A 25,206-nucleotide genomic window follows, 5' to 3' on the forward strand; every position below is an offset into this window, starting at 1 on the left:
CTGCGTTCAGGGAGCCACGGGTTGCCAGGTTTTATCCGGGTTATAGGCGGTTAACGCCCGGGCTTTCTGCTCAGAATCCTTGCCGAGATCGGACTGATACACCTTGTCGTCCTGATTTATCACAAAGCTCATCACGCCCGTTTGACCGTGGCTGACCGGCCACGCCACCATCGCAAAACCGTTATTATCCGGCAGGATCCGGAAGCGATAGCCGTGATAGCCGGTACCCGGCTCTTTCGGGCTAAATGCCGGCCCGAGCGGACTGGGCGTTTCGCCGGGTGAGACGGGCCAGTACAAACCGTCTTTCTTCCCTTCCGAGCTGACAATCTTCTGCGCGTATTTCTGGTTCATCGCAAAGTAGCTTTGCTGCGCATCAACATAGGCATGCAGGGCTTCAATGGCGGCAAGTTCGTTACGCCCGATTTCACGGGTCAGGATCTCTTCAGCCCCTTCTTTGATATCGAATTGCCAGCCGGCGGTGGTTTTGATCACCGGAATGGGAAGCTGCCAGTCGTTGTCTCCAACAACAAGATGCGCCGTATCTCCTTCGACAACGGTGTTATGACGAACTTTCCAGTCGCGCAGGAAACGATCGACGGCATCCGGATCAACGCCTTCGGGGGGGAGAAAATCGCGCCAGTTTTCTCCAAGCAGATTGCTCATCGCGCGCTCATTATGCTCACTAATGGCGCTGGCCAGCGCATCGGTCGCCTGGTCGGGCGTGCTAAAGGACTGCTGCGCCATCACCGAGGCCGAAAGCATGAACAACACCATTCCACTGAGTAGTTTACTTTTCATGTCGGTTCCCTTAGCGATGTCTCAATTCACGGCGTTCAGCGCGTCCACCAGATACCTGACGGGGCTGCTGCTGGCGAGCCGCAAGCTGCCTGCTTTGCGCACCGCGCTGCTGCTGCGCCTGCCAGTTCGCGGAACGGCTGTCGTTGCCGCTCAGCGCATTGGCCCGGGGCTGACCGTTTCGCTGCTGCAGAGCGCGTTGCTGCGCGGGCTGTGAAACGCGTTTCTCCTGTCTTTGGGTTACAGCCTGACGATTTTCTCGCTGCTGCGTGGTGGTCCGCTTCGCCGTCTGCGGTTTGGTGTCGTAGCCACGGTAGTTGTTGCGCTGCGAAATTTGCTTCAGCTGTTCACTTGAGGCCTGACGCTGCTCATCTTTCGTGTCGGGACGTGCCGTTTGCGGGAAGGTTTTCCCCGTGGATTTCTCCATCTGGCTCAGGGCCGCCTGACGCTGGCTATCCCGGTTAACCGGTTTTTGCTGCGTTGAGCTTAGCCCGGTGACTGTGCTGGTGGAGTGGAAACGGGTGTTGAGCTGGTTAGTCGGATAGGGCACACCCTCCCGGTAGGCCGGGTTATGCTGCCAGGTACGGTTGGCGTCCGTCAGACGCTGTCCGCTGATTTTATTGAAGTTCTCAACGTTGATATTGATGTTGTTATCACCGTTGCGGTTGTAGCCGCCGTGATTATCCCAGTCACCGTCATGGTGGTGGTCCCAGTCATCGTCGTCATCCCAGTCGATATTGCTGAAAATGGCATAGGTTGTGGCAACGCCCAGGCTGAAGCCTAAGCCGTTGACGAAGCTGTTGCCAAACTGCTCTCCGGGCGTGGGCGGGAGATAGGTGGGTGGATAGGCGGTGTTGGGCCAGGTCCCGTAAACCGTATTGGGGTTATAGGTGGGAACATAAACGACCTGCGGATCGGCAGATTCAATTTTGATCACCGTTGGGGCGGGCGCAGACGCGGTTGTTGTTGTTGCCTCGGTGGCGCGGGTTTTCGCTGGTGCTGGCTTTGTCACGGTGGTGACCGTCTGCTGAGGCGTAGATTGTAAAGCACCGGTCTTCTGTGCCAGCGCGCGCAGGCGTTGAACGGAATCCATCACGTCTTTCGGCTGCGCGAGAAACGCATCCCCCAGATTTTGTACCCACGGCGGGTTTTCACCCATCAGCGACATAAGCTGAGGAAACGCGACCAGCGATTTTACGCTCGGATCCCAGGGCTGGCTGGCAACGGCCTGAATGGCGGCGTCCCCTTCCATTTTAGGGTTGTCTTTTGACCACTGAGCCGCCTGAATCACGTTGGCCGGGTAAGTCGAGGCCATCAGAATTTGTGAAAGCAGGGCGTCAGGGTAGAGCGCAATGGGGGCAACCCACTGATCGATTTGCGCGGCAGTGTAGGTCGGCGCGACCACAGGGGCGGGCTGGGCTACGGCAGGTGCCGCCGGTTGTTGAGCGACGGGGGCTGGCGCAACGGGTTCCGTTGCACGACTTTTGACAAACAAGACGCCTGAGGCGGCAAGCAGCCCGGCACTGCACAGAAGGATGAGCAGATGTGGCTTAAAGGGCAACTTCATAAAATGACTCCAACGAGACCAGCGCTGTGCCGTGAGGCGTTACGGTTGGCGTGAGTATTATTCACCCGTCTTTTACTGTTTTGACTTTTATTGGGAAGCGTCCGGTACGTCCGGATAAAGAGTGTGAGTATTTATTACACAATTATATCTGATGAAGAAAAAACTGAAGCGTCACGGTGCAGAAGAACCGCAAAATGATGCCCTAAATCCCCGCTACACCATGCTTAACGATTCAGCAAACTTTTTAATGTTGCTTTTTTGTAAACGGATTAACACTGTGCAGAAATCCTGCTATGCTGCCCGACGCGGTATCGGGCATTTACCCTACAAACTGCTGTCTCACAGGAGCGTGAAGAGAACGCCCGCCGCATATGACAATGAGAGCGAGGAGAACCGTCGTGCTAGAAGAATACCGTAAGCACGTAGCAGAACGTGCCGCCGAGGGAATTGTACCCAAACCTTTAGATGCAACCCAAATGGCCGCGCTCGTCGAGCTGCTGAAGAACCCGCCTAAGGGCGAAGAAGAATTCCTGTTAGATCTGCTGATCAACCGCGTACCGCCTGGCGTAGATGAAGCTGCCTACGTAAAAGCCGGATTCCTTGCTGCTATCGCCAAAGGCGAAGCCACCTCCCCACTGGTTACTCCTGAAAAAGCCATTGAACTGCTCGGCACCATGCAGGGTGGTTACAACATTCATCCGCTGATCGACGCGCTGGATAACGACAAGCTGGCACCGATTGCCGCTAAAGCGCTCTCGTCTACGCTGCTGATGTTCGATAACTTCTACGATGTGGAAGAAAAAGCCAAAGCTGGCAACGTCTATGCGAAGCAGGTGATGCAGTCCTGGGCCGATGCCGAATGGTTCCTGAATCGTCCAGCGCTGGCTGAAAAAATTACCGTTACTGTTTTCAAAGTGACCGGTGAAACCAACACCGATGACCTCTCTCCGGCACCGGACGCGTGGTCTCGCCCGGATATCCCGCTGCACGCCCTGGCGATGCTGAAAAACGCCCGTGAAGGCATTGAGCCGGATCAGCCGGGCGTTGTCGGCCCGATCAAACAGATCGAAGCGTTGCAGAAAAAAGGTTTCCCGCTGGCTTACGTGGGTGACGTTGTGGGTACCGGCTCTTCCCGTAAGTCCGCCACCAACTCCGTCCTCTGGTTTATGGGTGACGACATTCCGCATGTGCCGAACAAGCGCGGCGGCGGCCTGTGCCTGGGCGGTAAGATTGCCCCAATCTTCTTCAATACCATGGAAGATGCGGGCGCACTGCCAATTGAAGTGGATGTCTCTAACCTGAACATGGGCGACGTGATTGACGTTTACCCGTACAAAGGCGAAGTCCGTAACCACGACACCAATGAGCTGCTGGCAAGCTTCGAGCTGAAAACCGACGTGCTGATTGACGAAGTGCGCGCCGGTGGCCGTATTCCGCTGATCATCGGCCGCGGCCTGACCACCAAAGCGCGTGAAGCGCTGGGCCTGCCGCACTCAGACGTGTTCCGTCATGCGAAAGACGTAGCGGAAAGCAACCGCGGCTTCTCGCTGGCACAGAAAATGGTGGGTCGCGCCTGCGGCGTCGCCGGTATCCGTCCTGGCGCCTACTGCGAGCCGAAGATGACCTCCGTAGGCTCTCAGGACACCACTGGCCCAATGACCCGTGACGAACTGAAAGACCTGGCGTGCCTGGGCTTCTCTTCCGATCTGGTGATGCAGTCCTTCTGCCACACTGCAGCGTATCCGAAGCCGGTTGACGTGACCACGCACCACACGCTGCCTGACTTCATTATGAACCGTGGCGGTGTCTCCCTGCGCCCGGGCGATGGCGTCATCCACTCCTGGCTGAACCGCATGCTGCTGCCGGATACCGTGGGTACCGGCGGTGACTCCCATACCCGTTTCCCAATCGGTATCTCCTTCCCGGCGGGCTCCGGTCTGGTGGCGTTTGCTGCCGCGACCGGCGTGATGCCGCTGGATATGCCGGAATCGGTGCTGGTGCGCTTCAAAGGTAAAATGCAGCCGGGTATTACCCTGCGCGACCTGGTTCACGCGATCCCGCTGTATGCGATTAAACAGGGTCTGCTGACCGTTGAGAAGAAAGGGAAGAAAAACATCTTCTCTGGTCGCATTCTGGAAATTGAAGGTCTGCCGGATCTGAAGGTTGAGCAGGCGTTCGAGCTGACCGATGCCTCCGCCGAGCGTTCGGCTGCGGGCTGTACCATCAAGCTGAACAAAGAGCCGATTATTGAGTATCTGAACTCTAACATCGTGCTGCTGAAGTGGATGATTGCAGAAGGCTACGGCGACCGTCGTACGCTGGAGCGTCGTATCCAGGGCATGGAAAAATGGCTGGCCGATCCGCAGCTGCTGGAAGCCGATGCTGACGCAGAGTACGCGGCGGTGATCGACATCGATCTGGCGGATATCAAAGAGCCAATCCTGTGTGCACCGAACGATCCGGACGACGCGCGTCCGCTGTCTGAGGTCCAGGGCGAGAAGATCGACGAAGTGTTCATTGGTTCGTGCATGACCAACATCGGTCACTTCCGCGCGGCCGGTAAGCTGCTGGATACCCACAAAGGCCAGCTGCCAACCCGTCTGTGGGTGGCGCCGCCAACCCGTATGGACGCGGCTCAGCTGACCGAAGAGGGCTACTACAGCGTGTTTGGTAAGAGCGGGGCGCGTATTGAAATTCCTGGCTGTTCCCTGTGTATGGGCAACCAGGCGCGCGTCGCCGACGGCGCGACGGTGGTCTCCACCTCGACCCGTAACTTCCCGAACCGTTTAGGTACCGGTGCGAACGTCTTCCTGGCCTCTGCGGAGCTGGCGGCGGTTGCGGCGCTGATTGGCAAACTGCCAACGCCGGAAGAGTACCAGACCTTTGTGGCTCAGGTGGATAAGACAGCGGTGGATACCTATCGCTATCTGAACTTCGACCAGCTCTCTCAGTACACCGAGAAGGCCGACGGGGTTATCTTCCAGACGGCAGTATAAATGCTACCCTCTCCCGTGGGAGAGGGGCTGGGGGTGAGGGCACCAGACCGCACCTGACCCATTGCCCGGTGGCGCTACGCTAACCGGGCCTACAAAACCCATCGCAACTACGGTGGGTTTTTTATTTTCATTCCTCCCACCTCCCACGCTTTTTTTCTTCCTCGCTGCTGCGATAATTACCTTAATGGCTTTGCAGAGGAAAACACTATGGATTACGAATTTCTGCGCGACATCACCGGAGTGGTGAAAGTGCGTATGTCGATGGGCCACGAAGCCGTTGGACACTGGTTTAACGAAGAGGTGAAAGAAAATCTCTCCCTTCTTGATGAGGTTGAACAGGCGGCAAAGACGGTGAAAGGCAGTGAGCGCTCCTGGCAACGCGCCGGGCACGAATACACGCTGTGGATGGACGGTGAAGAGGTCATGGTGCGTGCCAACCAGCTCGAGTTTTCAGGCGACGAGATGGAAGAGGGGATGAGCTACTATGACGAAGAAAGCCTGTCGCTGTGCGGCGTAGAAGACTTCCTTCAGGTGGTGAATGCCTACCGCGAGTTCATGAAACAGCGGTAATTTCCCGAAGCATCCCTGCTCCGGGCAACACTTACACGGCCGGAATGTTGCGGCCGTAGTAGATCTCGCGCATCTCTTTCCAGAGCAGGTCAGTAATCGCCTTACGCTCTTCTTCGCTCAAATCTTCCGGCTTCGTGTGGAACATATAGTGCTTAAGGTCGAACTCCTTAAGTAACATCTTGGTATGGAAGATGTTTTCCTGATACACGTTCACGTCCATCATGTCGTACAGCGACTTCATGTCCTCGGACATAAAGTTCTGAATAGAGTTGATCTCGTGGTCGATGAAGTGCTTCATGCCGTTAACATCACGGGTAAAACCGCGCACGCGGTAATCAATCGTGACGATATCCGATTCCAGCTGGTGGATGAGATAGTTCAGCGCGTTCAGCGGGGAAATCACGCCGCAGGTCGACACTTCAATATCGGCACGGAACGTACACAGCCCGCCTTCCGGGTGACTCTCCGGGTAGGTATGGACGCAGATATGGCTTTTATCCAGGTGAGCAACCATCACTTCCGGCAGCGGGCCCGGATGTTCCGTTTTGTCGATAAGCTTCGGATCGACCGGCTCTTCGCTGACCAGTATGGTCACGCTGGCGCCCTGGGGTTCATAATCCTGTCGGGCAATATTCAGGATGTTGGCGCCGATAATGGAACAGGTTTCTGACAGGATCTCGGTCAGACGGTTGGCGTTGTAGAGTTCGTCGATATAGGCGATGTAACCATCGCGTTCTTCCGCTGTTTTGGCATAGCAGATATCGTAAATACAAAAACTCAGGCTTTTGGTCAGGTTGTTAAAGCCATGCAGTTTAAGCTTTTTCAATTAGCTCACCCCCTTAGTGGATAATGCGTCTTGCAGGTACTGCGGCAGAGCAAACGCTGCGGTATGAATAGCCGGATTGTAGTATCGGCACTGTAGACCTGCCTGATGGAAGCGGGCCTGAATAATTTCGGTGGAAAGATGACGTAATACGTCGTTATCCGTCGCCCAGGCAAAGGTCATGATCCCACCGTAGTACGTCGGAATGGCCGCCTGATAGAAGCTGACATCCTCGAAATAGGTGCTGAGCTTGCGATGGCTATCCAGCGCTTCATCCTGTTGCAGGAAGCAGACGCCGTTTTGGGCGACGAAGATCCCGCCCGGGTTCAGGCAACGCTTGCAGCCTTCGTAGAACGAGGAGGTAAACAGCGACGCGCCAGGGCCGATAGGGTCGGTGCAGTCGGAGATAATGACGTCAAAGGTCTGGGTTGTCTGGTTAACAAAGTTAACCCCGTCATCAATCACCAGATTAAAACGCGGATCGTCATAGCTACCGGCATTGTGGTTGGGCAGGTACTGGCGGCAGAACGAGACGACGCCCGCATCGATTTCCACCATGGTGATGGTTTCAATCGAGCGATGGCGGGAAACCTCGCGCAGCATTGCACCGTCGCCACCGCCGATAATCAGGACATGCTTTGCATGGCCGTGCGCCAGCAGCGGGACGTGGGTCATCATCTCATGATAGATAAACTCATCTCGCTCGGTCGTTTGCACCACGCCGTCCAGCGCCATCACGCGGCCAAAGGCAGCATTCTCGAAGATGATGAGATCCTGGTGATCGGTTTTTTCATGATAGAGCACGTTATCAACGGCAAAGTACTGACCAAACTGGTCATGCAGTGTTTCATGCCACAACGTGTGGTCGGCCATACGCGGACTCCTCCTTTGTTAACATCCGTTACGCTCACAAAAAATGAGCGAAACATGATAGCTAACTATAACCGTGGTTGCACGGCTATAGGTTTAACAGGAGGCGTCGGGAAGGTTATTTGACGTAGGCGAGCAGGCTGAGCGAATCGCGAGCCAGCGCTTTGCATTTTTTAGCCGTGGGAATGCCAATACCGCTTAGGTCACGGTAGCTGTCTTCGCCGAGCGCCTTCATGTCAAAGCTGTCGTAGTTGCTGAGATCCCACTGGTTCTGCTGGGCAAAAAAGACCAGCGCGCGGCGAATTTGCCCGTTGGGTAAATTCTGGTAGCCACAATCATTTTTCAGGAATACAAAAACCGCCGTTAAATCGGCCATATCTTCCGCTTCATTTTCACTGAGCGCATAGCTGTTCGCACACATTGCCATCAGGCTACCGAACAAAATTGTCCTGAAAAACGTCTTCATTGCTTCTACCACTTCTTCACGGAAAATTAACGTTAGCATACTTGGTGCCAGTGCGACGATCTTTATTATTGCCGCTTTACTTGACCTTCCGGTAAGGGGAGGGTTTATGCTCAAAAGATCGCCTGCTGGAAATAAGGAAATGAACATGCAACGTCGTGATTTTTTAAAATATTCCGTGGCGCTGGGGGCTGCCAGCGCCTTACCCCTCTGGAGCCGTGCGGTTTTCGCGACTGACAGGCCTACCTTACCCATCCCTGATTTGCTGACCGCTGACGCCCGCAGCCGTATCCAGCTTGTCGTTCAGTCCGGTAACACGCTGTTCGGTGCGCACAACGCGACAACCTGGGGCTATAACGGCAATCTTCTCGGTCCTGCGCTACAGCTGCGCAAAGGTAAAGCGGTGACGGTGGATATCCACAATACGCTTGCTGAAGAGACGACGGTGCACTGGCACGGACTGGAAGTGCCGGGCGAGGTAGACGGCGGGCCGCAGGGCATCATCAAAGCGGGCGGCACGCGCAGCGTCACCTTTACGCCCAACCAGCGCGCCGCGACCTGCTGGTTCCATCCGCATCAGCATGGCAAAACGGGCCATCAGGTAGCGATGGGGCTGGCGGGGCTGGTGCTGATTGAAGACGACGAAAGCCGACTGCTGCGCCTGCCGAAGCAGTGGGGCATCGACGATGTGCCGGTGATTGTGCAGGACAAGAAATTCACCGCTGACGGGCAAATTGACTACCAGCTGGACGTGATGAGCGCGGCGGTAGGCTGGTTTGGCGACACGCTGCTGACCAACGGCGCCATTTATCCTCAGCACGCCGCGCCGAAGGGCTGGCTGCGCCTGCGTCTGCTTAACGGCTGTAACGCGCGTTCCCTCAACTTCGCCACCAGCGATAAGCGTCCGCTGTACGTGGTCGCCAGCGACGGCGGGCTGCTGCCTGAGCCGGTGAAGGTCAACGAACTGCCGATGCTGATGGGGGAGCGCTTTGAGGTGCTGGTGGATATCAGCGACGGCAAGCCGTTCGATCTTGTGACCCTGCCGGTTAGCCAGATGGGGATGGCGGTCGCGCCGTTTGACAAGCCGCATCCGGTGCTGCGTATCCAGCCGTTACGGGTGACCGCTTCCGGCACGCTCCCTGATACGTTAACCACGCTGCCGGCACTTCCGTCGCTGGATGGGCTTACGCAACGGAAACTGCAGCTCTCCATGAATCCGATGCTCGATATGATGGGCATGCAGGCGCTGATGGCGAAATATGGCGATAAGGCGATGGCGGGGATGCATCACGGGCAGATGATGGGTCACATGAACATGGACCACGGCAACATGGGCGGCATGGGGAACATGAATCACGGCGATCATGGCTTTGATTTCCACAACGCCAACATGATCAACGGCAAAGCGTTCGATATGAACATGCCGATGTTTGCTGCGACAAAAGGGCAGCTTGAGCGCTGGGTGATTTCAGGTGAAGGGGACATGATGCTGCACCCGTTCCATATCCACGGCACGCAGTTCCGCATTCTCTCTGAGAACGGCAAAGCGCCGGACGCGCATCGCGCGGGCTGGAAGGATACGGTGAAGGTGGAAGGCGGCGTCAGCGAGGTGCTGGTGAAGTTTGACCACGATGCGCCGAAGGAGTTTGCCTATATGGCGCACTGCCATCTGCTGGAGCATGAAGATACGGGGATGATGCTGGGCTTTACCGTATAAAAAAAGCCGGGTGGCGGCTTCGCCTTACCCGGCCTGCATAGCGTATCCATAGGCCCGGTAAGCGTAAGCGCCACCGGGCTTTTCAGTTACTTGTTTTCGTCAGGCAACGCATACGCGACAATATAGTCGCCCATCTTCGTGCCAAACGAGCCGTGACCGCCCGCGGAGATGACAACGTACTGCTTGCCATTCACTTCATAGGTCATCGGCGTAGCTTGTCCACCCGCTGGCAGACGGCCTTGCCACAGTTTTTCACCGTTGGTCATGTTGTACGCGCGCAGGTAGTTATCTGCGGTTGCCGCGATGAACAGCACGTTACCGGCGGTGGAGATTGGGCCACCCAGCATTGGCATACCCATATTGAACGGCACCGGAACCGGCATTGGGAACGGCATGCTGTCCTGTGGCGTACCAATACGTTTTTTCCAGACGATCTGGTTAGTTTTCAGATCCAGACCGGAGATGTAACCCCAGGCAGGCTGTTTACACGGCAGACCGAACGGCGACAGGAACGGGTTCAGCGTCACGCCGAACGGTACGCCATACTGCGGCTGAATACCGGCTTCGGTACCGCTGCCTTTCGCGTCTTTCGGCTGCTCCATTGGGTTGCCCGGACCGCGTGGGATCAGACGGGAAACGAACGGCAGCGCCATTGGGTTGGCAATCGCGACCTGACGGTTAGGGTCAACGGAGATCCCACCCCACTCGAACATCCCCAGGTTACCCGGGAAGACCAGCGTGCCCTGCTCAGAAGGCGGCGTGAAGATGCCTTCATAGCGCAGCTGATGGAACATCACGCGGCACACCAGCTGGTCAAACATCGTGGCACCCCACATGTCTGCCCCGCTGAGGTCTTTCTTCGGACGGAAGCTCAGATCGGAGAACGGCTGGGTTTTGCTGACGTAATCGCCTTTCGCCGCACCCTGCGGAACCGGTTTTTCCGGTGCAGGCACAACCAGCTTGCCGTTGCTGCGATCCAGCACGAAGATGTTGCCGGTTTTCGCTGGAGCGTAAATCACCGGTACGGTTTTGCCGTTAACGGTGATGTCCGCCAGCGTCGGCTGGGACGGCATATCCATATCCCACAGATCGTGGTGAACGGTCTGGTAGCTCCAGGCCAGCTTACCGGTGGTCGCGTTCAATGCCACGATAGCGCTGGCATAACGCTCCTGCTCCGGCGTGCGGTTACCGCCCCAGATATCTGGCGTAGTAACGCCCATCGGCAGGTAGACCAGGTCCAGCTTCGCGTCATACGCCGCTGGTGCCCAGGAGTTTGGCGAGTTAAAGGTAAAGGTGTGCTCGTCCGACGGGATCGCGTTCGGATCTTTCGCGCCCGGGTCGAAGGCCCACAGCAGTTTACCGGTGTTCACGTCGAAACCACGGATAACGCCGGAGGTTTCACGGGTAGAGAAGTTATCCGTTACCGAACCGGCAATCACGATGGTTTTATCGGTGATGATGGGCGGGGAGGTCGGCTCATACAGACCCGGCGTGGTGTCCGGCATATTGGTCTGCAGATTCAGGATACCTTTGTTGGCAAAGGTTTCGCACAGCTTGCCCGTTTCGGCATTGATGGCGAACAGACGACCATCGTTCACCGGCAGCATGATGCGGCGAGGACAGTCGGCAATGACTTCCGGGCTCGCATTATCCGGGCGCGCTTCGTGATAAGAGACGCCACGGCAGGTCACGTGCTGGAAGGACGGGTTGGAGTTCAGCTGCGGATCGAAGTGCCATTTCTCTTTACCGGTGGCCGCGTCGAGCGCGAACAGACGCTGGTGCGCCGTACACAGATAAAGCATATCGCCGACTTTAATTGGCGTCACTTCGTTGGTCAGTTCACCCGGATCGTTCGGCATCTTCAGATCGCCGGTACGGAATACCCAGGCTTCTTTCAGGTTTTTAACGTTGTCCGCGTTGATCTGCTTCAGCGGAGAGTAGCGCTGACCTTCCTGGTTACGGCCATAGGCAGGCCAGTCGCCGTCAGCAACCTGAGAGATCGCCGCCGCAGGCGTCGATTCTGCGTTCAGCGTACCGTTGATCTCCTGCGGATCGTTGAAGCCAGCCCAGGTCAGGATACCGCCGCTGATTAACAACGCTACCACCAGCGCCGCGACCGCACCGCTGGACGGCACGATCAGGCGACGCCAGACGAACGGCAGGATCAGCCAGATGCCGAAGAAGACCAGGATGTCACTGCGCGGCGTCAGCGCCCAGAAGTCAAAGCCGACTTCCCAGACGCCCCAGATCATGGTGGCAAGAAGGAGTGCGGCATACAGCCACAGTGCAGATTGTTTTCTACGCCAGAGCAGGACGGTTACGCCAAGCATAACCAGGCCCGCAATCGGGTAGTACCAGGAGCCGCCGATCGCGACCAGCCAGACGCCACCGATTAACAGGTACAGGCCGCAGAAGGCGGCGAATAGCGCTGTTAATGTCACCAGTAGACGCGGCTGTTTAGAGTTTGTTTCAGCCATAGAAAGTGTACTCGTCAGTTTTTGTTAATAATTTGCTAGCAACTAATTATAGGTATTAACAAGTGTGATCGGAATCACAATATTTGCTTTTTATAACTCATACGCCAGGGTTATCCATTTGCTGATATAATGGCTGGCTTGCGTATCAGTGCTGGATATTAACTCATCCGTATTGAGAGATTTTCATTAAAATCATTTGGTTAGTAATATGAAACATACTGTTGAAGCAAAAAACTTGGTGTTTTTATGCTTTTTCATGGTTTCGTGTTTTTTCTAATTTGATATTTATTATCAATAATATACATTTGTTTTTGTTCGTGTGTTTATGCGCATTTTTTTACTGTAACAACGAACGGTGTATCAATCGGTGTATCAATCGCAACGGCCGGAGCAGGTATGGCGGGCACTAACAAGCTGAGTGATAAAAAGTTAAAGGCACTCCAGAGCGTCGAACGTGAGGCTCCAGCCATGTTTGCAGATGGTGAAGGGCTTAGCGTGAAAGCGTCAAAGCTGGGCCAGTTAAGCTGGGTTTTTTCTTATCGACTAGGTGGGCGCGGAAGTAAGCTTGAACGTCTCACGCTTGGCCGGTATCCGGATATGTCGCTAAAGCTCGCCAGAGAGAAGCGTGAGCAATGCCGTCAATGGCTTGCTGGTGGTCTTGATCCAAAAACCGAGATTGAACTGAGCACCGAAGAAACCCTTAAACCCGTAACAGTAAAAGATGCCCTCGAATACTGGCTGGTGAATTATGCCAGGAGAAAACGCAGTGACGAGGAACTTGTGAGGGCTCAGCTGCGTAAGCATATTTATCCACGTCTTGGGCGCTATCCTCTGACACGATGTGAAACCCGCCATTGGGTGGCCTGTTTTGATGAAATCAACCAGACGAAACCCATGACCGCTGGACGCATGTTCCAGATATCTAAACAGGCATTACGTTTCTGTAAGGTGCGTCGCTACGCTTCTAGTGATGCACTGGCAATTCTCACTATTCAGGATGTGGGCCAGCCATCAGGGCAGCGCGACCGTGTGCTATCTGATAGCGAACTAGCTGATGTATGGAGATGCACATACAGTGAAGATCAGCAGCCATATTATTCACGGCTGCTTAAGCTGCTTGTATTGTTCGGTGCGCGAACAATGGAAGTCCGTCTCTCTCGTTGGACTGAGTGGGACTTCACCTCCTGGATATGGACGGTACCCAAAGAGCACAGCAAAACACGTGAGAAGATCGTACGGTCAATCCCTGAAGCTATACGGCCATGGTTAGAAGAACTGAAGCGTGAAACAGGGAAAACAGGACTGCTGCTGGGTGAAGAGCGCACCCGACAGGCTGTCTCACTGAAAGGGCGCAGGCTCTTTGGTGATTTTCATCATAAAGAACCGTGGACGCTCCATGATTTACGCCGGACGTTCTCCACTGGGTTAAACAACATGGGCATAGCGCCGCACATTGTTGAGCTTTTATTGGGGCATGCATTGCCTGGAGTGATGGCTATCTATAACCGAAGCCTTTATTTACCTGAAAAACTTGATGCTCTCAATAAGTGGCATGAACGCCTTGACTCTTTAATTTCAAATGAAAATATTTACCTGTTTAAGGTGAAAAGATGAAAAACATTCCTGATTATGTGCCCCAGTTAATTACCGAAATTTACTTTAGTGGGCTTGTTTCTGATTTTAAAACTCCTACCCCTATAGAAACACCAGAGGAATTGGAGGCTCAGGGGCTTAAGTTAGACATAAAGAATTGGCGAGAAGGGCTGTCTCAGAAAGAGTGTCTTGAAAAATTGATGCATGACAAAAGAATGGAAAAGGTCTGGTCTCCACTTTCACGCCATTTTAAAAAATACACGCCGCAGACACCGCTATTTTTAGAGTTCTTCAATGAGTTGTCTGAAGCATCAAAAGGCCCAAGCGACTGGGACTCTTTAACTCAAAAAGAAAAGGAGTTAAAGGTTTCGAAAATATCTAAACTTGCTAAAGAGTTATATTTTGAGATGGCGAATACACCTCTTGATAAAAATGTCACTCACTATATGAGGTATTATGGCTATTTCGATAGGTTTATTTCTGAACTTGACGAAGAAAAGAAATTATTGGCAAAGAATGAATTAAGCAATTTTTTTGAACTCAAAGGGCATTTTTATCAGGATAGTGAACAACATGAGGTGTCAAGCTTTTGGACGCGATATGGTGTTCCTCCCGTAGAGATGTCATCAGCGTTACAGGATTTATTCCGAGAGTCTGCAAACTATAAGCCAGTTTCAATTATTAAAAGAAAAAATGACGTAATGTCTGTTTACATGGTGAGAAAAGTTTCTGCGTTCTTTTTAAAGTATTTTGACTCACCACTTTATAATATTACAGCGGCAATAAGTAGCGTCATGCTGAATGAGGAAATTACATTGGAAGAAGTTCGTTCGCGAATTCAACAATCACCGGTTGATAATAGATGAAATTTGCATTGGGGTAAAATCAAGGTAAGCACAATGTTTTACCCCAATGGTGTTTTTACCCATCACTTTCATCCTTTTCCATCAATGGGGTACAAATGTGTTTTTTATCGTTTTTTACGGCAATTATGTGTTTTAGATAATTAACGCAAAATCCAAATAACGCCAGAACAGACAGGAAAACATCCTTCTGAATGCGTTAATTGGAGGAAGCATGTTAACTACTATTTTCAACCCGCCAACCGCTGAACAGCGTCGCCAAATCCTTGAGGATTATGGTTTTAAATATGATCGTCGTATCCGCGAAGCGGAATGCTTTGAGATCACCAGCCTTTCCCGTTCCACTCGCTGGAACATGGAAAATGAGAGTAAGTTTCCTACCCGCTGCCATTTTGGGCGTAACAGCTGCGCATGGCTCCTTTCTGACGTTCTTTGGTGGGTTCGTAACCCGCCAGCAGTTGAGAACGTAAACAACCCCTACAATCGCAAATCTGCATGAGGTGCCTATGAATCTGTTAACTCAAGGCACACCCTCGCTAAAAATGACAAGCAGAGAAATTGCCGACCTTACTGGTAAAGAGCATAAAAACGTTACTGTTGATATTCGGCGCATGCTTGATGAGCTGGGAGAAGATGCGCTGAAATTTCAGCGTATCTATCGGGATCGCATGAACCGCCAGCAGACTGAATATTTACTCGACCGAGAACACACTGAGTGCCTAATTACAGGATACAGCGCAATTATTCGTATTCGCGTAATTAAGCGCCTTCGTGAGCTGGAGAGTAAGTGTGCTTTGCCTGCTGATTATCCTCAGGCTCTTCGGCATGCCGCTGATTTAGCCGAAACGACTCTTCGGTTACAGAACCAGCTCGCCGATGCGGCCCCCAAAATCGATTTTGCTGATCGCGTTGCCGATATTAAAAAAGGCATCTCCATACCGAATTACGCCAAGGCCGTAGGGCTTGGCCCCATCAAACTATTCGAGTGGATGCGTGAGCAGGAAATACTGATTAGCGGCGGTCAGCGACATAACTTACCAATGCAGCGTTATATCGAGCGTGGCTATTTTGCCGTTCGCCAGAGCACATACGATGCCCACGGAGAAACCCGAGCGTCATTCACGACGATGCTGAGCGGTAAAGGTGAGCAGTGGTTAACGAAGAAACTGATCGTGGGTGGTGTATTACCGGAGGTGTCGAATGCTGGCGCTAAATAAAACAAAGGCAGCTTTGCAGAGCTGCCCATGTTACGACCAAAAACTAAAGCTGAACCAGAATACCAGGCTTATTGAAGGTGGTCAAAGCTTCACCCGGCACAATTTTGCGCCAGCTGATTTCATTCAGGATTTTTGCTCAATGCCGCGCTGCTGTAATTCTTTTCTGACAATCCGCTTTAACCAAGCCGATAAGGTCGCGTCACCATCCTCTTTCATTGCCACCATCATGGCTTCCTCTAAAGCAGGATCTACACGGAAAGCGATTTGTTTATTGCCTCTCGGCATTTTTATGTTTGACATGTGTCTGACACTCGGCGTAATCTTCGTTGTGTCAGTCAATGTACATCACGTGTCTGACACTTGTAAAGCGCGAAGCCCGGCAGTGTTACCAGCACTAACCGGGCCTCTAACCAAACAGTTATTCGAGGTAACAGTTATGGCTGATCAACAGCATACCCAAACTCGCCCGAAATTTACATGGAGATTTCTCTCCACCTCTGAGCGCTACCCTACCGCCAAACCATTGGTGATCTACGTCAACGCATCCAGTGAGCAGGAAGCCCGAGACACCATGCCCGGCGTAACCCTCATTTTCGCTGCCCGCCTGCCGTTCCACGCATTTCAGATTATGGAGGTGCGCCATGCGTGAGTTAACGGATAAAACCACGTCGATAGCGTGTGAACTGGCAGCTTTATTGATGGTTGTCGAAGAATGCGACGTTGATCATGTTGAGCGGGAAAACCTTATCAGCCTGGCTAGACGAGTATCGGATCAACTGGCGGCAAGCATGGTCGAGCAGAACTCAACGGGGGTACTAAATGGATAACTTTTACACCTACCGCAGCAATAAAGATTTGCTGTTATTGGCGCAAGAGGTTGCCGCGCTTCTGTCATGTGCTGCTTACCTTGCGACTATCAGAGGCGAGGAAGAGCGTATCCATGTAATGAGTTTAACGGGCTTGGCTCAACGCCTTTCTGATGAACTGGCAAACTCACTGGATATTTCTACTTTTTCATACCCTGAATCACAGGGGGCAAGACAATGATCAGCAATGTGAAATTTATCGAACTGGAAAACCGTGTCGATTTGCTGGTTAACCGCGTCCTGGAGTTAGAACAGCAGGTGCGCACACTCACCGAAAGCCAGGGGGGAGATATTCCTCCCGGTATGGCCCCGGTCGCCACGCTGGCGGCTGAGTTCGGCATATCGACGAAAAAAGCCGAAGAGCTGGCAAAAAACACGGGCGTGATGCTGGTCAGGATGAAAGCTGGTGGCTTTATTGCGCCAGATAGCAAATTCAGAGAGGCGGCGAGGCAGGTTCTTCGCAGCGCGAAGCGCAAATATGGATCGGCGTATTGGTATCACCCATTACTTGGCAAATTTCAGATGAGCGGAGGTATCCCACAATGACCGATATTTTTGAAGTGATAGGCCCATTGTTCCGCAAACTGACCGAAGCCTGTATTGCTCACCAGACAGCGGAAACCGGTTCGGCAACCTTGCTGGTGGAAAGCGATAAGTATATGGCCCGCTATCGCTTCACGCTGGAGCCGCGCGTAACTGAAAACGTATTGATGAAGTATATGATTTTTGGCTGCTTTGAAGAGTTCGGGCGCGATGAGGGGTTAAGGCGTTTGCGGGATATTCTGCTGACCTGCTTTACCGACGATGGCGATATTAACGAAATGGGGTTGCAGATAGTGAAAAGCTGCCACCTTGAGTACCTGCATGAAGACCTGGGCGCGGATATGTCCAATAAGGTGTTGCACTGATGAAGATGAAGAATGCCCCGAATATTAAATTCCTGCCGAAAGACAAATTTACCGAGGCGATTATTTTTGCGGGTGAAGATGCCTATTCACATGTGCAGCACTGGATCGAGAGCGAAGGTAAAAGGGCATGGGATGATGTACCGCCTGTTTATCTGGGCAAAAGGCAACTGGCAGAACTGGAACGATTAAACATCGTTGATAACGGCCGTCGCAGTGTTCGTGTGATCCGCGCTGGCGAGCTTTCCGAAATGCAGATAAGCACTATCGCAACCAAACTGGCGCTGGCGGATGTGAAAGAGGCCCGGCTGTTTAATGGCATGTTTGAGCCTCAGCCGAAGGAGGACTGGACGGGCAGGCTTCCACGTCTCAAAGAAGAGGCCGAACGCGGGGAAAGTATTGTGGTGAACCTGCCTGTGAAAAAACGGGAGCCAAAGCCTGAACCGGGCGATGAACTCAAACCCCGCGTGGAAAGCCGCAGCGATGGCCTGTACTGGATCACGCCAAAGGTGGACAAGGATAGTGGCGAGATCATCAATAACGAAACGTGGCTGTGCTCGCCTCTTGAGGTGGTCGGCTCCGGTAGTGACGGGGCAGAGCGCTATCTTGTTTTGCGCTGGCGTTCGCCGCGTGGCCATGAAGATATTACCAGGGCGATCCCCTGTGCTGATATCGGTGAGCGCGACGGCTGGCGCTCACTTAAAGCTGGTGGGGTGAATGTAACCACTAAAAGCACCTTCCGGGCGATTCTGGCCGACTGGTTGCAGCAAAGCGGCACTGATCGGGAATGGATTATCACCCATACCACTGGCTGGCATCATGGCGCATATATCATGCCTGATGGTGAAGTGATTGGTGATCCAGAGACGCCCATTCTCTTTAACGGTCGCAGCGCTGCATCTTCCGGGTATGCCATTGCTGGTACTGCTGCTACCTGGCGGGATTCCGTCGCCCGTCTGGCCGGGGGCAATCCGTCCATGATGCTGGGCGTGGCAGCGGCATTATCCGCGCCGCTTATTGGCCTGGTGGGTGCTGATGGTTTCGGCGTCCATTTGTTCGAGCAGTCGAGCGCCGGTAAGACCACTACCGCCAATATTGCGAGCAGCCTGTGGGGTGAGCCTGATGCGTTGCGGCTTACCTGGTACGGTACTGCGCTTGGCATAGCAAACGAAGCGGAGGCGCATAACGACAGCCTGTTACCGCTTGATGAGGTAGGACAGGGCAGCAGTGCCAAAGATGTTGCCACGTCTGCTTACACCCTGTTTAACGGCGCCGGAAAGTTGCAGGGAGCCAAAGAGGGCGGCAATCGGGAGCTTAAACGCTGGCGCACTGTGGCGATCAGTACCGGGGAAATGGATATTGAAACCTTCCTGGCTGCTGGTGGGCTGAAAGTGAAAGCGGGCCAACTGGTGCGCTTGCTCAACATCCCTATGGAGAAATCGACGGCCTTTAACGGTCTGCCAAACGGCAAGGCTCATGCTGACGCATTGAAAGAAGCCTGGATTGATAACCACGGGGCGGCGGGGCGTGAGTGGGTTAAATGGCTGGCAGCTAACCAGCAGGAGGCTAAACAGGCGGTACGTGACGCGCAAACGCGCTGGCGCGGCCTCATCCCGGCGGATTACGGTGAGCAGGTACACCGCGTGGCCGAACGCTTTGCAATCCTCGAAGCCGCGCTGGTAACTGGTGCATCAATCACCGGATGGAGTGAACAGGCCAGCCGTGACGCTATCCAGCATAGCTTTAACGCCTGGGTGAAAGAGTTCGGCACTGGTAACAAAGAGCACCAGCAGATCATCGAGCAGTGCGAGGCGTTCCTGAATGCCTACGGTTTAAGCCGCTTTGCACCGTTGCCCTATGATCCCTCCAGTATGCCGATTCGCGATCTGGCCGGGTATCGAAAGCGCAAAAGCAGCCATGATGATGCGCCGCTGGTGTTCTATACGTTCCCCGCAACGTTTGAGAAGGAGATAGCTCAGGGCTTTAACGCCAGGCAGTTTGCCCGCGTGCTTGCCGCTGCTGGCTTGCTTTCTGAGCCGTCCAGCGGGCGTGGATACCAGCAGAAATCCCCGCGTATTGATGGGCGTCAAATCAACGTTTATGTGCTTCACCAGGTTGCGGAAGGTGGAGAGGAATAAATTACACATGTGAGGGTTGTTAATGTTGGTTCAGTTGGTTCAGTGTCTATTTGTTATGTTCATATGGCTGTTTTATATGGGTTTAATGTCAAAAAAATGAACCAACACTGAACCAACAAATAGCAGTTTTGAACCAACAAACGGGCAGTTTGAACCAACATTTTAGAACCTCATGGACTGAACCAACATGAAAATACCCAATGTTGGTTCAAATCGGGGCTTTGTTGGTTCACTCATCGAAAAATAATCCTTATAAAACAATAATCTTTACAAATTGAACCAACTGAACTGACTGAACCAACATAGTTTTGTATATATACGTGAAAAATAAAGAGGTCATTAATGAAACTGATTGGCAAAGATAACGGGCATATGAGCGATCTCAAGTTTCTCTACAGCGCCGTTGATGAGCTTTCAAATAAAGATGAGATTACGGTGACGGATTTTCTGGCTCTGAGCGCTTTTGTCACTTCTGAAAAACTTGATCTGGAATCGTACCAGTCTGGGCTGGAAGAAGGGGGGCAAGAGTTGTCGAAAGACGCCAGCGCTTACCTCGATCTTCTACAGAGGATGGCGGCTGATTTGTCGTACCCAACCTCTGGCCTTGAGAACGCTATCCATAGCGCACAATCAACAGCAAGCTGGGCTTTCTATCAGTGGGGGCTGGATAAAGAATAATCATCCTGCTTAGCAAAAAAAGGCCTGGTTTCTCCAGGCCGTCAAGGCTACATGAAATAAATATCTTCTCCCCGTTCGAATACATCAATAATGCCGTGGGCTTCTGAGGGGCATTCTCCGTTAGTAATCAGCGTCTCCCAGAACTTCTGATCGAAACGATGGTCGAGGTAAAAATATCGGCAAATTCCTAAGAGATCACCTCGTTCCCATTCAGGCTTGTATCGAACCTGAAGTTCATCTTCTAGCGCGTAGAAGGTGAGCCTTTCTTTTTTTATCCATGCATCATCAAGTCGCTTGGCAAGAAAAAGTGTTTTTTCCTTTGAGGTAGTGAAAAAATCGGCAAAGGGTTCATGGGGTTTTTGCGGGATGCTACCGTCCGTATCATGGAGAGCTGGATAAACTCCAGACTCCCAGGCATACAGGTAAGCATTGCTGAACTCATCGTGATGCTTTCCGATATGCATTATCTGAATGCGCTGCTGGTTAAAAAGAGCCTGCATGATGTTGTGGTCAGACATGTTAATCCCTCGTCCAGAGTAAAAAGTAATCACCAAAACAATATGGTTTATTCCTGCTTTTGTAAATTATTTGTTCTCCTGTTTTCGCTGCTGTTTGCGACAACATAGAGGTGTTTACTCATTGATTATTATGTATATCTTGAAGAGTGGCACTCAGACGTGAGCCGCCACTGTCCACCTGGTTTTTTCCCGTTCTGCGACGGTTTCCTTTCCAGGTGGACATCCCTCCAAGCGCTGGTTTCACGTCTCAACGTTAATTGTTACGGAAACCACTCCATGAAGAAATTACTTGAATTACGCCAGCAGAAAGCCGCACTCAAAACCCAGATGCGTTCCATGCTGGAAAAAGCTGACAACGAAAAGCGAAGCCTGAACGATGAAGAGGGCAAGCAGTTCGATGAACTCCGCGCCCAGGCAGATGCGCTTGAAGTTGAAATTACCCGCCTTGAAGCTGTCGCCGACGATCAGCGCAATTTGCCTGGTACTTCTGTTGAAGGTAAAGGTGTAAGCAACGATGAGCTGCGCCACTACATCATGACCGGCGATACCCGCTCTCTTTCCACGCTGGTGCAGGCCGATGGCGGCTATACCGTTATCCCTGAGCTGGACAAAGAGATCATGCGCCAGTTGCAGGATGACAGCGTTATGCGCTCCATCGCCACGGTGAAGACCACCAAAACCAACGAATACCAGAAGCTGGTGTCAGTGGGTGGCACTACCGTTAAGCGCGGCACCGAAGGCGAAGCGCGTACCGAAACCAGCACACCTAAGATGGAGCGCGTTGATATCAAACTCAACCCGATCTACGCCTACCCGAAAACCACTCAGGAAATTCTCGACTTCTCCGAAGTTGATATTCTGGGTTGGCTGTCTTCCGAAATCACCGACACCTTCACTGCTACCGAAGAAACCGACTTTGTGAACGGCGACGGTGATAAAAAATCCAAAGGGTTCCTGTCCTATCCGCGTGCGGCCACCAGCGATAAAACCCGTCCGTTCGGAACGCTGGAGAAAATGGAAGCTGCTGCCGTTTCCTCTGATGGCTTGATCGACCTGCTGTATAAGCTGAAAGCCAAATACCGTAAAAATGCCGTATGGGTGATGAACTCCAACACTGCCGCTACGCTGCAAAAGCTGAAAAACGGCAACGGGGATTACATCTGGCGTGATCGTCTCGTCGCTGACTCTCCCGATACCCTCCTTGGCCGTCCGGTTCAATATCTGGAAACCATGCCTGATGCGGCTGCGGGTGAAGCGTTCCTGGCAGTCGGGGACTTTAAGCGCGGTTACTTTATCGTGGATCACACTACTGGCGTGCGTACCCGCCCCGACAACATCACCGAACCTGGTTTCTACAAGGTGCATACCGATAAATACCTGGGCGGTGGTGTGGTGGACTCCAACGCCATCAAGGTGCTTGAGCTTTCCGGTTCAGGTTCCTGATCTGACGTTTAAGGGGCTTCGGCCCCTTTTTGCCCTTTGTGGAGTCCAACAATGAAAACAATCGATTTTGAAATCCGTACCTCCGAACTGAGCGCCAGCAACAAAAAGCTGGTGGGCTATGCCGTGCGCTGGAACAGCCTGTCAGAGGTGATCTGGGATGAGTTCCGCGAGCAGTTTGCGCCGGGGGCGTTTAAAGACAGCCTGGCATCCGGTAGCGATGTGCGTGCACTGTACGAGCATAACTATACCCAACTGCTGGGGCGTACCAAATCCGGCACGCTGGTGTTGTCCGAAGATGATACCGGGCTGCGTTTCGAGCTGACCCCGCCAAACACCCAACTTGGCAATGATGTGCTGGAGCTGGTGGAGCGTGGAGACATTTCCGGCATGAGCTTCGGGTTCCGTGCGCTGAAAGAGTCTTGGGATATTACTCCTACACCGTATATTCGCACTGTTACCGCTGCCGAGCTGCGGGAGATCACCGTTACTTCTATGCCTGCTTACCCTGAGTCCGGCGTGGAAATTGCGCACCGTTCTCTGTTCTCCCAACATCCTGAACTGCGCCGTGCTGGTGATAACCGCCGACGCTGGGCTGACTTAGCGGGGCTGTGATATGTGGAATATCTGGCCTTTTGGCCGTAAATCTGAGCCATCCGAACAGCGCAGCATGACGATTGATGAGTTTCTGGCGATGGCAGGGATTCCAAATACCGGATCAGGCGAATATGTGTCTGCTGGTACTGCGGAATCTCTGCCGGCGGTGATGAACGCCGTGTCAGTTATCAGTGAGGCAGTGGCAACAATGCCCTGCTATCTCTACCGGGTTCGTAATGATAACGGGCGTGAGGCGCGGGAATGGCTGAGTAATCATCCGGTAGATTTTCTGCTGAACGAGCAACCGAACGACTGCCAGACGCCTTACCAGTTTAAACGCACGATGATGCGTCACTGTCTGCTGAACGGTAACGCCTATGCGGTGATCCAGTGGGGCCGAGACGGGCAACCGCAATCCCTGCACCCGTATGCGCCTGGGAGCGTTGTTCCTGAGCGTATCGGCCAGCATAAATATAAATACACCGTTACTGAACCGTTTACCGGGGCGGTGCGCACCTACTTGCAGGAAGAGATTCTGCACCTGCGTTACTCGACCGATGATGGTTTTCTGGGGCGCTCGCCGATCACAATCTGCCGTGAAGCGCTGGGGTTAGGTCTGGCCCAGCAGCGCCACGGCGCAAGCATTATGAAAGATGGCATGATGGCGGCGGGCGTAGTCACTACGACTGAATGGCTCGACAGCGTGAAGGGCAAACAGGCAATGGATGCTCTGGATCGCTACAAAGGGGCTAAAAATGCCGGGAAAACGCCGATCCTTGAAGGTGGCATGGACTACAAGCAGCTGGGCATGAGCAATCAGGATGCCGAATGGCTTGCCTCCCGTCGCTTCACAATTGAAGACATTGCCCGCATGTTCAACGTGTCGCCTATCTTCCTGCAGGAATACAGCAACAGCACCTATAGCAATTTCAGCGAAGCGAGTCGCGCCTTCCTCACTATGACGATGCGCCCGTGGCTGGCGAACTTCGAACAACAAATTAAATCTGCGCTGCTGGTGGCCTCTCCCGTTCCGGGAATCCGCTATCAGGTGGAGTTTGACTCCGCTGACCTTCTCCGCGCCACGCCAACCGAACGTTACGCTACCTACGAGCGAGGCATTAAAAACGGGATCATGAGCCCGAACGAAGCCCGCGAGCGCGAGGGGATGCCGCCGCGTGAAGGTGGTGACGAATTCAGTCAGGCATGGAAACAGGAAGTGAAGATCAGCGGTGCTGGCAAGGTGGAGGAGCCTAGTAATGAGTAATGAAATCACCCTGTCAGAGGCAAAAATGCATTGCCGCATTGAAGATGATTACAGTTATGAAGATGTGCTGATTGAGGCCTATATCTCTGCATCCCTCGAAGTCTGTCAAAAGCATATCGGTAAACGGTTTGATGATGGGCTGGTGATGACCCCCGCGATCAAGGTGGGTTGTCTCATGTATGTATCTCAATTGTATGAATATCGCACGATGATCAGTGATGTAGAGAGTACCGAAATTCCTTTGGCTATCTCTGCCCTGTGGTCTGTCTACCGTGATGTGGGAGTGTACTGATGCCGTGGAAACCTATGCGTCGGTGCACCGAGCCGGGATGCAATAAGCGGGTGAAGTCAGGCAAGTGCGATGAGCACAAACGGGAAGCATGGCGGGCTGAGGATGCCAGGCGTGGCCACCGCCGCGCTCGTGGTTACTCCGCCTCATGGGAGAAGTACCGCGCTCAGTATCTGAAACGTCACCCCCTGTGTGTTGAGTGTCTGAAATTGGGCCTTTACGTTCCTGCAAAGATTGTCGATCACATCATTCCTATCGACGGCGGTGGTGATGTTCTGTTCTGGCCTGAGTGGAACCACCAGCCGTTATGCCAGACGCATCACAACCAGAAGACCACACAGCAGGATCCGACCACCAAAGCGAGGCGCAAGGCTGGGCTGTACCGCGAGCAGGAAGAGCGTGCAGCACAGCGTAATGACTGGATGTATGAGGCTCGCGATGAGTGAGAAAGAGGTGGTGAACCTGTACCGATCCCTTATGCGCTGCCGCGATGGGTTCATGAAGGGTAGAGCCAGAAGCACAGAGCGCCATCCTGCGCAGGGTACGAGCGAGCGTGACCG

The 25,206-nt window shown here is 53.2% G+C and carries 26 protein-coding genes; 19 read left to right on the forward strand and 7 right to left on the reverse strand.

The genetic code is table 11. The features are described from left to right. Positions 1-6: 6 nt before the first annotated feature. Both ACOTXT_RS01045 and ACOTXT_RS01050 read right to left on the reverse strand, forming a co-directional pair. Positions 7-798: a DUF2950 family protein gene (locus ACOTXT_RS01045; protein WP_333164734.1), complete on the reverse strand. Its 792-nt coding sequence runs from the start codon at positions 796-798 to the stop codon at positions 7-9. A gap of 10 nt (positions 799-808) precedes the next feature. Continuing rightward, positions 809-2,362 (reverse strand): DUF3300 domain-containing protein, encoded by a 1,554-nt coding sequence (locus tag ACOTXT_RS01050; protein WP_333164737.1) that lies wholly within the window; start codon positions 2,360-2,362, stop codon positions 809-811. Between the two features lie 398 nt (positions 2,363-2,760). Between ACOTXT_RS01050 and acnB the strand changes: the two genes are divergently transcribed. Beyond that, complete coding sequence (gene acnB / locus ACOTXT_RS01055; protein ID WP_032675958.1) at positions 2,761-5,358, forward strand: bifunctional aconitate hydratase 2/2-methylisocitrate dehydratase; 2,598 nt, start codon at positions 2,761-2,763, stop codon at positions 5,356-5,358. A 207-nt stretch (positions 5,359-5,565) separates the two neighbouring features. Continuing rightward, complete coding sequence (yacL, locus tag ACOTXT_RS01060) at positions 5,566-5,928, forward strand: protein YacL (protein ID WP_008501954.1); 363 nt, start codon at positions 5,566-5,568, stop codon at positions 5,926-5,928. Positions 5,929-5,959: 31 nt separating this feature from the next. On the opposite strand, the gene speD is transcribed toward yacL, so the two are convergent. The 3 genes from speD to ACOTXT_RS01075 form a co-directional block, all read right to left on the reverse strand. After that, a complete protein-coding gene (gene speD / locus ACOTXT_RS01065; protein WP_333164741.1) occupies positions 5,960-6,754 on the reverse strand; it encodes an adenosylmethionine decarboxylase in 795 nt (264 codons plus the stop codon). Further along, positions 6,755-7,624: a polyamine aminopropyltransferase gene (gene speE, locus ACOTXT_RS01070; protein WP_008501952.1), complete on the reverse strand. Its 870-nt coding sequence runs from the start codon at positions 7,622-7,624 to the stop codon at positions 6,755-6,757. It abuts the gene before it with no gap. Positions 7,625-7,739: 115 nt separating this feature from the next. Next, the gene (locus ACOTXT_RS01075; protein WP_014882582.1) at positions 7,740-8,087 is read right to left on the reverse strand and encodes a YacC family pilotin-like protein; all 348 of its coding nucleotides are present in this window, start codon (positions 8,085-8,087) and stop codon (positions 7,740-7,742) included. Between the two features lie 145 nt (positions 8,088-8,232). Between ACOTXT_RS01075 and cueO the strand changes: the two genes are divergently transcribed. Then, on the forward strand, positions 8,233-9,801 hold the full coding sequence (gene cueO, locus ACOTXT_RS01080) for a multicopper oxidase CueO (protein ID WP_055321616.1): 1,569 nt from the start codon (positions 8,233-8,235) through the stop codon (positions 9,799-9,801). Positions 9,802-9,887: 86 nt separating this feature from the next. Here cueO and ACOTXT_RS01085 read toward each other — a convergent pair whose 3' ends face one another. After that, positions 9,888-12,278 (reverse strand): glucose/quinate/shikimate family membrane-bound PQQ-dependent dehydrogenase, encoded by a 2,391-nt coding sequence (locus ACOTXT_RS01085; RefSeq protein ID WP_023293268.1) that lies wholly within the window; start codon positions 12,276-12,278, stop codon positions 9,888-9,890. A 396-nt stretch (positions 12,279-12,674) separates the two neighbouring features. On the opposite strand from ACOTXT_RS01085, the gene ACOTXT_RS01090 reads away from it, so the two are divergent. The 11 genes from ACOTXT_RS01090 to ACOTXT_RS01140 all read left to right on the forward strand — a co-directional run bounded on the left by ACOTXT_RS01090 (position 12,675) and on the right by ACOTXT_RS01140 (position 20,538). Continuing rightward, positions 12,675-13,892 carry a site-specific integrase gene (locus tag ACOTXT_RS01090; RefSeq protein WP_333164744.1) on the forward strand — a complete coding sequence of 406 codons (1,218 nt, stop codon included), beginning with the start codon at positions 12,675-12,677 and terminating at the stop codon, positions 13,890-13,892. After that, positions 13,889-14,737: a hypothetical protein gene (locus ACOTXT_RS01095; protein WP_181530769.1), complete on the forward strand. Its 849-nt coding sequence runs from the start codon at positions 13,889-13,891 to the stop codon at positions 14,735-14,737. Before ACOTXT_RS01090 ends, ACOTXT_RS01095 begins: the two co-directional genes overlap by 4 nt. Before the next feature lie 211 nt (positions 14,738-14,948). After that, positions 14,949-15,233: a helix-turn-helix transcriptional regulator gene (locus tag ACOTXT_RS01100; protein ID WP_126287080.1), complete on the forward strand. Its 285-nt coding sequence runs from the start codon at positions 14,949-14,951 to the stop codon at positions 15,231-15,233. 7 nt (positions 15,234-15,240) lie between these two features. Beyond that, positions 15,241-15,951 (forward strand): phage antirepressor KilAC domain-containing protein, encoded by a 711-nt coding sequence (locus ACOTXT_RS01105; protein WP_261243223.1) that lies wholly within the window; start codon positions 15,241-15,243, stop codon positions 15,949-15,951. After that, positions 15,935-16,600 (forward strand): host cell division inhibitor Icd-like protein, encoded by a 666-nt coding sequence (locus tag ACOTXT_RS01110; RefSeq protein ID WP_391560966.1) that lies wholly within the window; start codon positions 15,935-15,937, stop codon positions 16,598-16,600. Before ACOTXT_RS01105 ends, ACOTXT_RS01110 begins: the two co-directional genes overlap by 17 nt. Then, complete coding sequence (locus ACOTXT_RS01115; RefSeq protein ID WP_023293263.1) at positions 16,593-16,778, forward strand: hypothetical protein; 186 nt, start codon at positions 16,593-16,595, stop codon at positions 16,776-16,778. The genes ACOTXT_RS01110 and ACOTXT_RS01115 overlap by 8 nt, the downstream gene beginning before the upstream one ends. Then, positions 16,771-16,998 carry a hypothetical protein gene (locus ACOTXT_RS01120; protein ID WP_032676831.1) on the forward strand — a complete coding sequence of 76 codons (228 nt, stop codon included), beginning with the start codon at positions 16,771-16,773 and terminating at the stop codon, positions 16,996-16,998. Before ACOTXT_RS01115 ends, ACOTXT_RS01120 begins: the two co-directional genes overlap by 8 nt. Continuing rightward, positions 16,995-17,363 (forward strand): hypothetical protein, encoded by a 369-nt coding sequence (locus ACOTXT_RS01125; RefSeq protein WP_023293262.1) that lies wholly within the window; start codon positions 16,995-16,997, stop codon positions 17,361-17,363. Before ACOTXT_RS01120 ends, ACOTXT_RS01125 begins: the two co-directional genes overlap by 4 nt. Then, on the forward strand, positions 17,360-17,725 hold the full coding sequence (locus ACOTXT_RS01130) for a hypothetical protein (RefSeq protein WP_001547832.1): 366 nt from the start codon (positions 17,360-17,362) through the stop codon (positions 17,723-17,725). Before ACOTXT_RS01125 ends, ACOTXT_RS01130 begins: the two co-directional genes overlap by 4 nt. Next, entirely contained in the window at positions 17,725-19,860 is a 2,136-nt protein-coding gene (locus tag ACOTXT_RS01135) for a DUF927 domain-containing protein (protein WP_004150965.1), read from the forward strand. Before ACOTXT_RS01130 ends, ACOTXT_RS01135 begins: the two co-directional genes overlap by 1 nt. Before the next feature lie 342 nt (positions 19,861-20,202). Beyond that, positions 20,203-20,538 (forward strand): hypothetical protein, encoded by a 336-nt coding sequence (locus ACOTXT_RS01140; protein WP_023293261.1) that lies wholly within the window; start codon positions 20,203-20,205, stop codon positions 20,536-20,538. Between the two features lie 47 nt (positions 20,539-20,585). On the opposite strand, the gene ACOTXT_RS01145 is transcribed toward ACOTXT_RS01140, so the two are convergent. Continuing rightward, positions 20,586-21,056, reverse strand: a complete 471-nt coding sequence (locus ACOTXT_RS01145) for a hypothetical protein (RefSeq protein WP_023293260.1) — start codon at positions 21,054-21,056, stop codon at positions 20,586-20,588. A 276-nt stretch (positions 21,057-21,332) separates the two neighbouring features. On the opposite strand from ACOTXT_RS01145, the gene ACOTXT_RS01150 reads away from it, so the two are divergent. From ACOTXT_RS01150 to ACOTXT_RS01170, 5 genes are read left to right on the forward strand one after another with little or no spacing between them, the layout of a single operon-like run. Beyond that, complete coding sequence (locus tag ACOTXT_RS01150; RefSeq protein ID WP_065672572.1) at positions 21,333-22,499, forward strand: phage major capsid protein; 1,167 nt, start codon at positions 21,333-21,335, stop codon at positions 22,497-22,499. Positions 22,500-22,550: 51 nt separating this feature from the next. Further along, positions 22,551-23,111 (forward strand): HK97 family phage prohead protease, encoded by a 561-nt coding sequence (locus ACOTXT_RS01155; RefSeq protein ID WP_001547826.1) that lies wholly within the window; start codon positions 22,551-22,553, stop codon positions 23,109-23,111. Position 23,112: 1 nt separating this feature from the next. Next, positions 23,113-24,357: a phage portal protein gene (locus ACOTXT_RS01160; protein WP_286596470.1), complete on the forward strand. Its 1,245-nt coding sequence runs from the start codon at positions 23,113-23,115 to the stop codon at positions 24,355-24,357. Next, positions 24,350-24,649, forward strand: coding sequence for a head-tail connector protein (locus ACOTXT_RS01165; RefSeq protein ID WP_048977713.1), 300 nt, complete (start codon positions 24,350-24,352; stop codon positions 24,647-24,649). The genes ACOTXT_RS01160 and ACOTXT_RS01165 overlap by 8 nt, the downstream gene beginning before the upstream one ends. After that, positions 24,649-25,092, forward strand: coding sequence for an HNH endonuclease signature motif containing protein (locus ACOTXT_RS01170; RefSeq protein ID WP_214574028.1), 444 nt, complete (start codon positions 24,649-24,651; stop codon positions 25,090-25,092). Before ACOTXT_RS01165 ends, ACOTXT_RS01170 begins: the two co-directional genes overlap by 1 nt. Positions 25,093-25,206: the final 114 nt, after the last annotated feature.

Source organism: Enterobacter cloacae complex sp. IR5422 (assembly GCF_049238165.1).
GTDB lineage: Bacteria > Pseudomonadota > Gammaproteobacteria > Enterobacterales > Enterobacteriaceae > Enterobacter > Enterobacter roggenkampii.

Coding starts and splice junctions, on each gene's coding strand:
- ACOTXT_RS01045 (WP_333164734.1), bottom strand. CDS start 798: ATGAAAAGTAAACTACTCAGTGGAATGGTGTTGTTCATGCTTTCGGCC.
- ACOTXT_RS01050 (WP_333164737.1), bottom strand. CDS start 2,362: ATGAAGTTGCCCTTTAAGCCACATCTGCTCATCCTTCTGTGCAGTGCC.
- yacL (WP_008501954.1), top strand. CDS start 5,566: ATGGATTACGAATTTCTGCGCGACATCACCGGAGTGGTGAAAGTGCGT.
- speE (WP_008501952.1), bottom strand. CDS start 7,624: ATGGCCGACCACACGTTGTGGCATGAAACACTGCATGACCAGTTTGGT.
- ACOTXT_RS01075 (WP_014882582.1), bottom strand. CDS start 8,087: ATGAAGACGTTTTTCAGGACAATTTTGTTCGGTAGCCTGATGGCAATG.
- cueO (WP_055321616.1), top strand. CDS start 8,233: ATGCAACGTCGTGATTTTTTAAAATATTCCGTGGCGCTGGGGGCTGCC.
- ACOTXT_RS01085 (WP_023293268.1), bottom strand. CDS start 12,278: ATGGCTGAAACAAACTCTAAACAGCCGCGTCTACTGGTGACATTAACA.
- ACOTXT_RS01090 (WP_333164744.1), top strand. CDS start 12,675: ATGGCGGGCACTAACAAGCTGAGTGATAAAAAGTTAAAGGCACTCCAG.
- ACOTXT_RS01095 (WP_181530769.1), top strand. CDS start 13,889: ATGAAAAACATTCCTGATTATGTGCCCCAGTTAATTACCGAAATTTAC.
- ACOTXT_RS01100 (WP_126287080.1), top strand. CDS start 14,949: ATGTTAACTACTATTTTCAACCCGCCAACCGCTGAACAGCGTCGCCAA.
- ACOTXT_RS01105 (WP_261243223.1), top strand. CDS start 15,241: ATGAATCTGTTAACTCAAGGCACACCCTCGCTAAAAATGACAAGCAGA.
- ACOTXT_RS01110 (WP_391560966.1), top strand. CDS start 15,935: ATGCTGGCGCTAAATAAAACAAAGGCAGCTTTGCAGAGCTGCCCATGT.
- ACOTXT_RS01115 (WP_023293263.1), top strand. CDS start 16,593: ATGCGTGAGTTAACGGATAAAACCACGTCGATAGCGTGTGAACTGGCA.
- ACOTXT_RS01120 (WP_032676831.1), top strand. CDS start 16,771: ATGGATAACTTTTACACCTACCGCAGCAATAAAGATTTGCTGTTATTG.
- ACOTXT_RS01125 (WP_023293262.1), top strand. CDS start 16,995: ATGATCAGCAATGTGAAATTTATCGAACTGGAAAACCGTGTCGATTTG.
- ACOTXT_RS01130 (WP_001547832.1), top strand. CDS start 17,360: ATGACCGATATTTTTGAAGTGATAGGCCCATTGTTCCGCAAACTGACC.
- ACOTXT_RS01135 (WP_004150965.1), top strand. CDS start 17,725: ATGAAGATGAAGAATGCCCCGAATATTAAATTCCTGCCGAAAGACAAA.
- ACOTXT_RS01140 (WP_023293261.1), top strand. CDS start 20,203: ATGAAACTGATTGGCAAAGATAACGGGCATATGAGCGATCTCAAGTTT.
- ACOTXT_RS01145 (WP_023293260.1), bottom strand. CDS start 21,056: ATGTCTGACCACAACATCATGCAGGCTCTTTTTAACCAGCAGCGCATT.
- ACOTXT_RS01150 (WP_065672572.1), top strand. CDS start 21,333: ATGAAGAAATTACTTGAATTACGCCAGCAGAAAGCCGCACTCAAAACC.
- ACOTXT_RS01155 (WP_001547826.1), top strand. CDS start 22,551: ATGAAAACAATCGATTTTGAAATCCGTACCTCCGAACTGAGCGCCAGC.
- ACOTXT_RS01160 (WP_286596470.1), top strand. CDS start 23,113: ATGTGGAATATCTGGCCTTTTGGCCGTAAATCTGAGCCATCCGAACAG.
- ACOTXT_RS01165 (WP_048977713.1), top strand. CDS start 24,350: ATGAGTAATGAAATCACCCTGTCAGAGGCAAAAATGCATTGCCGCATT.
- ACOTXT_RS01170 (WP_214574028.1), top strand. CDS start 24,649: ATGCCGTGGAAACCTATGCGTCGGTGCACCGAGCCGGGATGCAATAAG.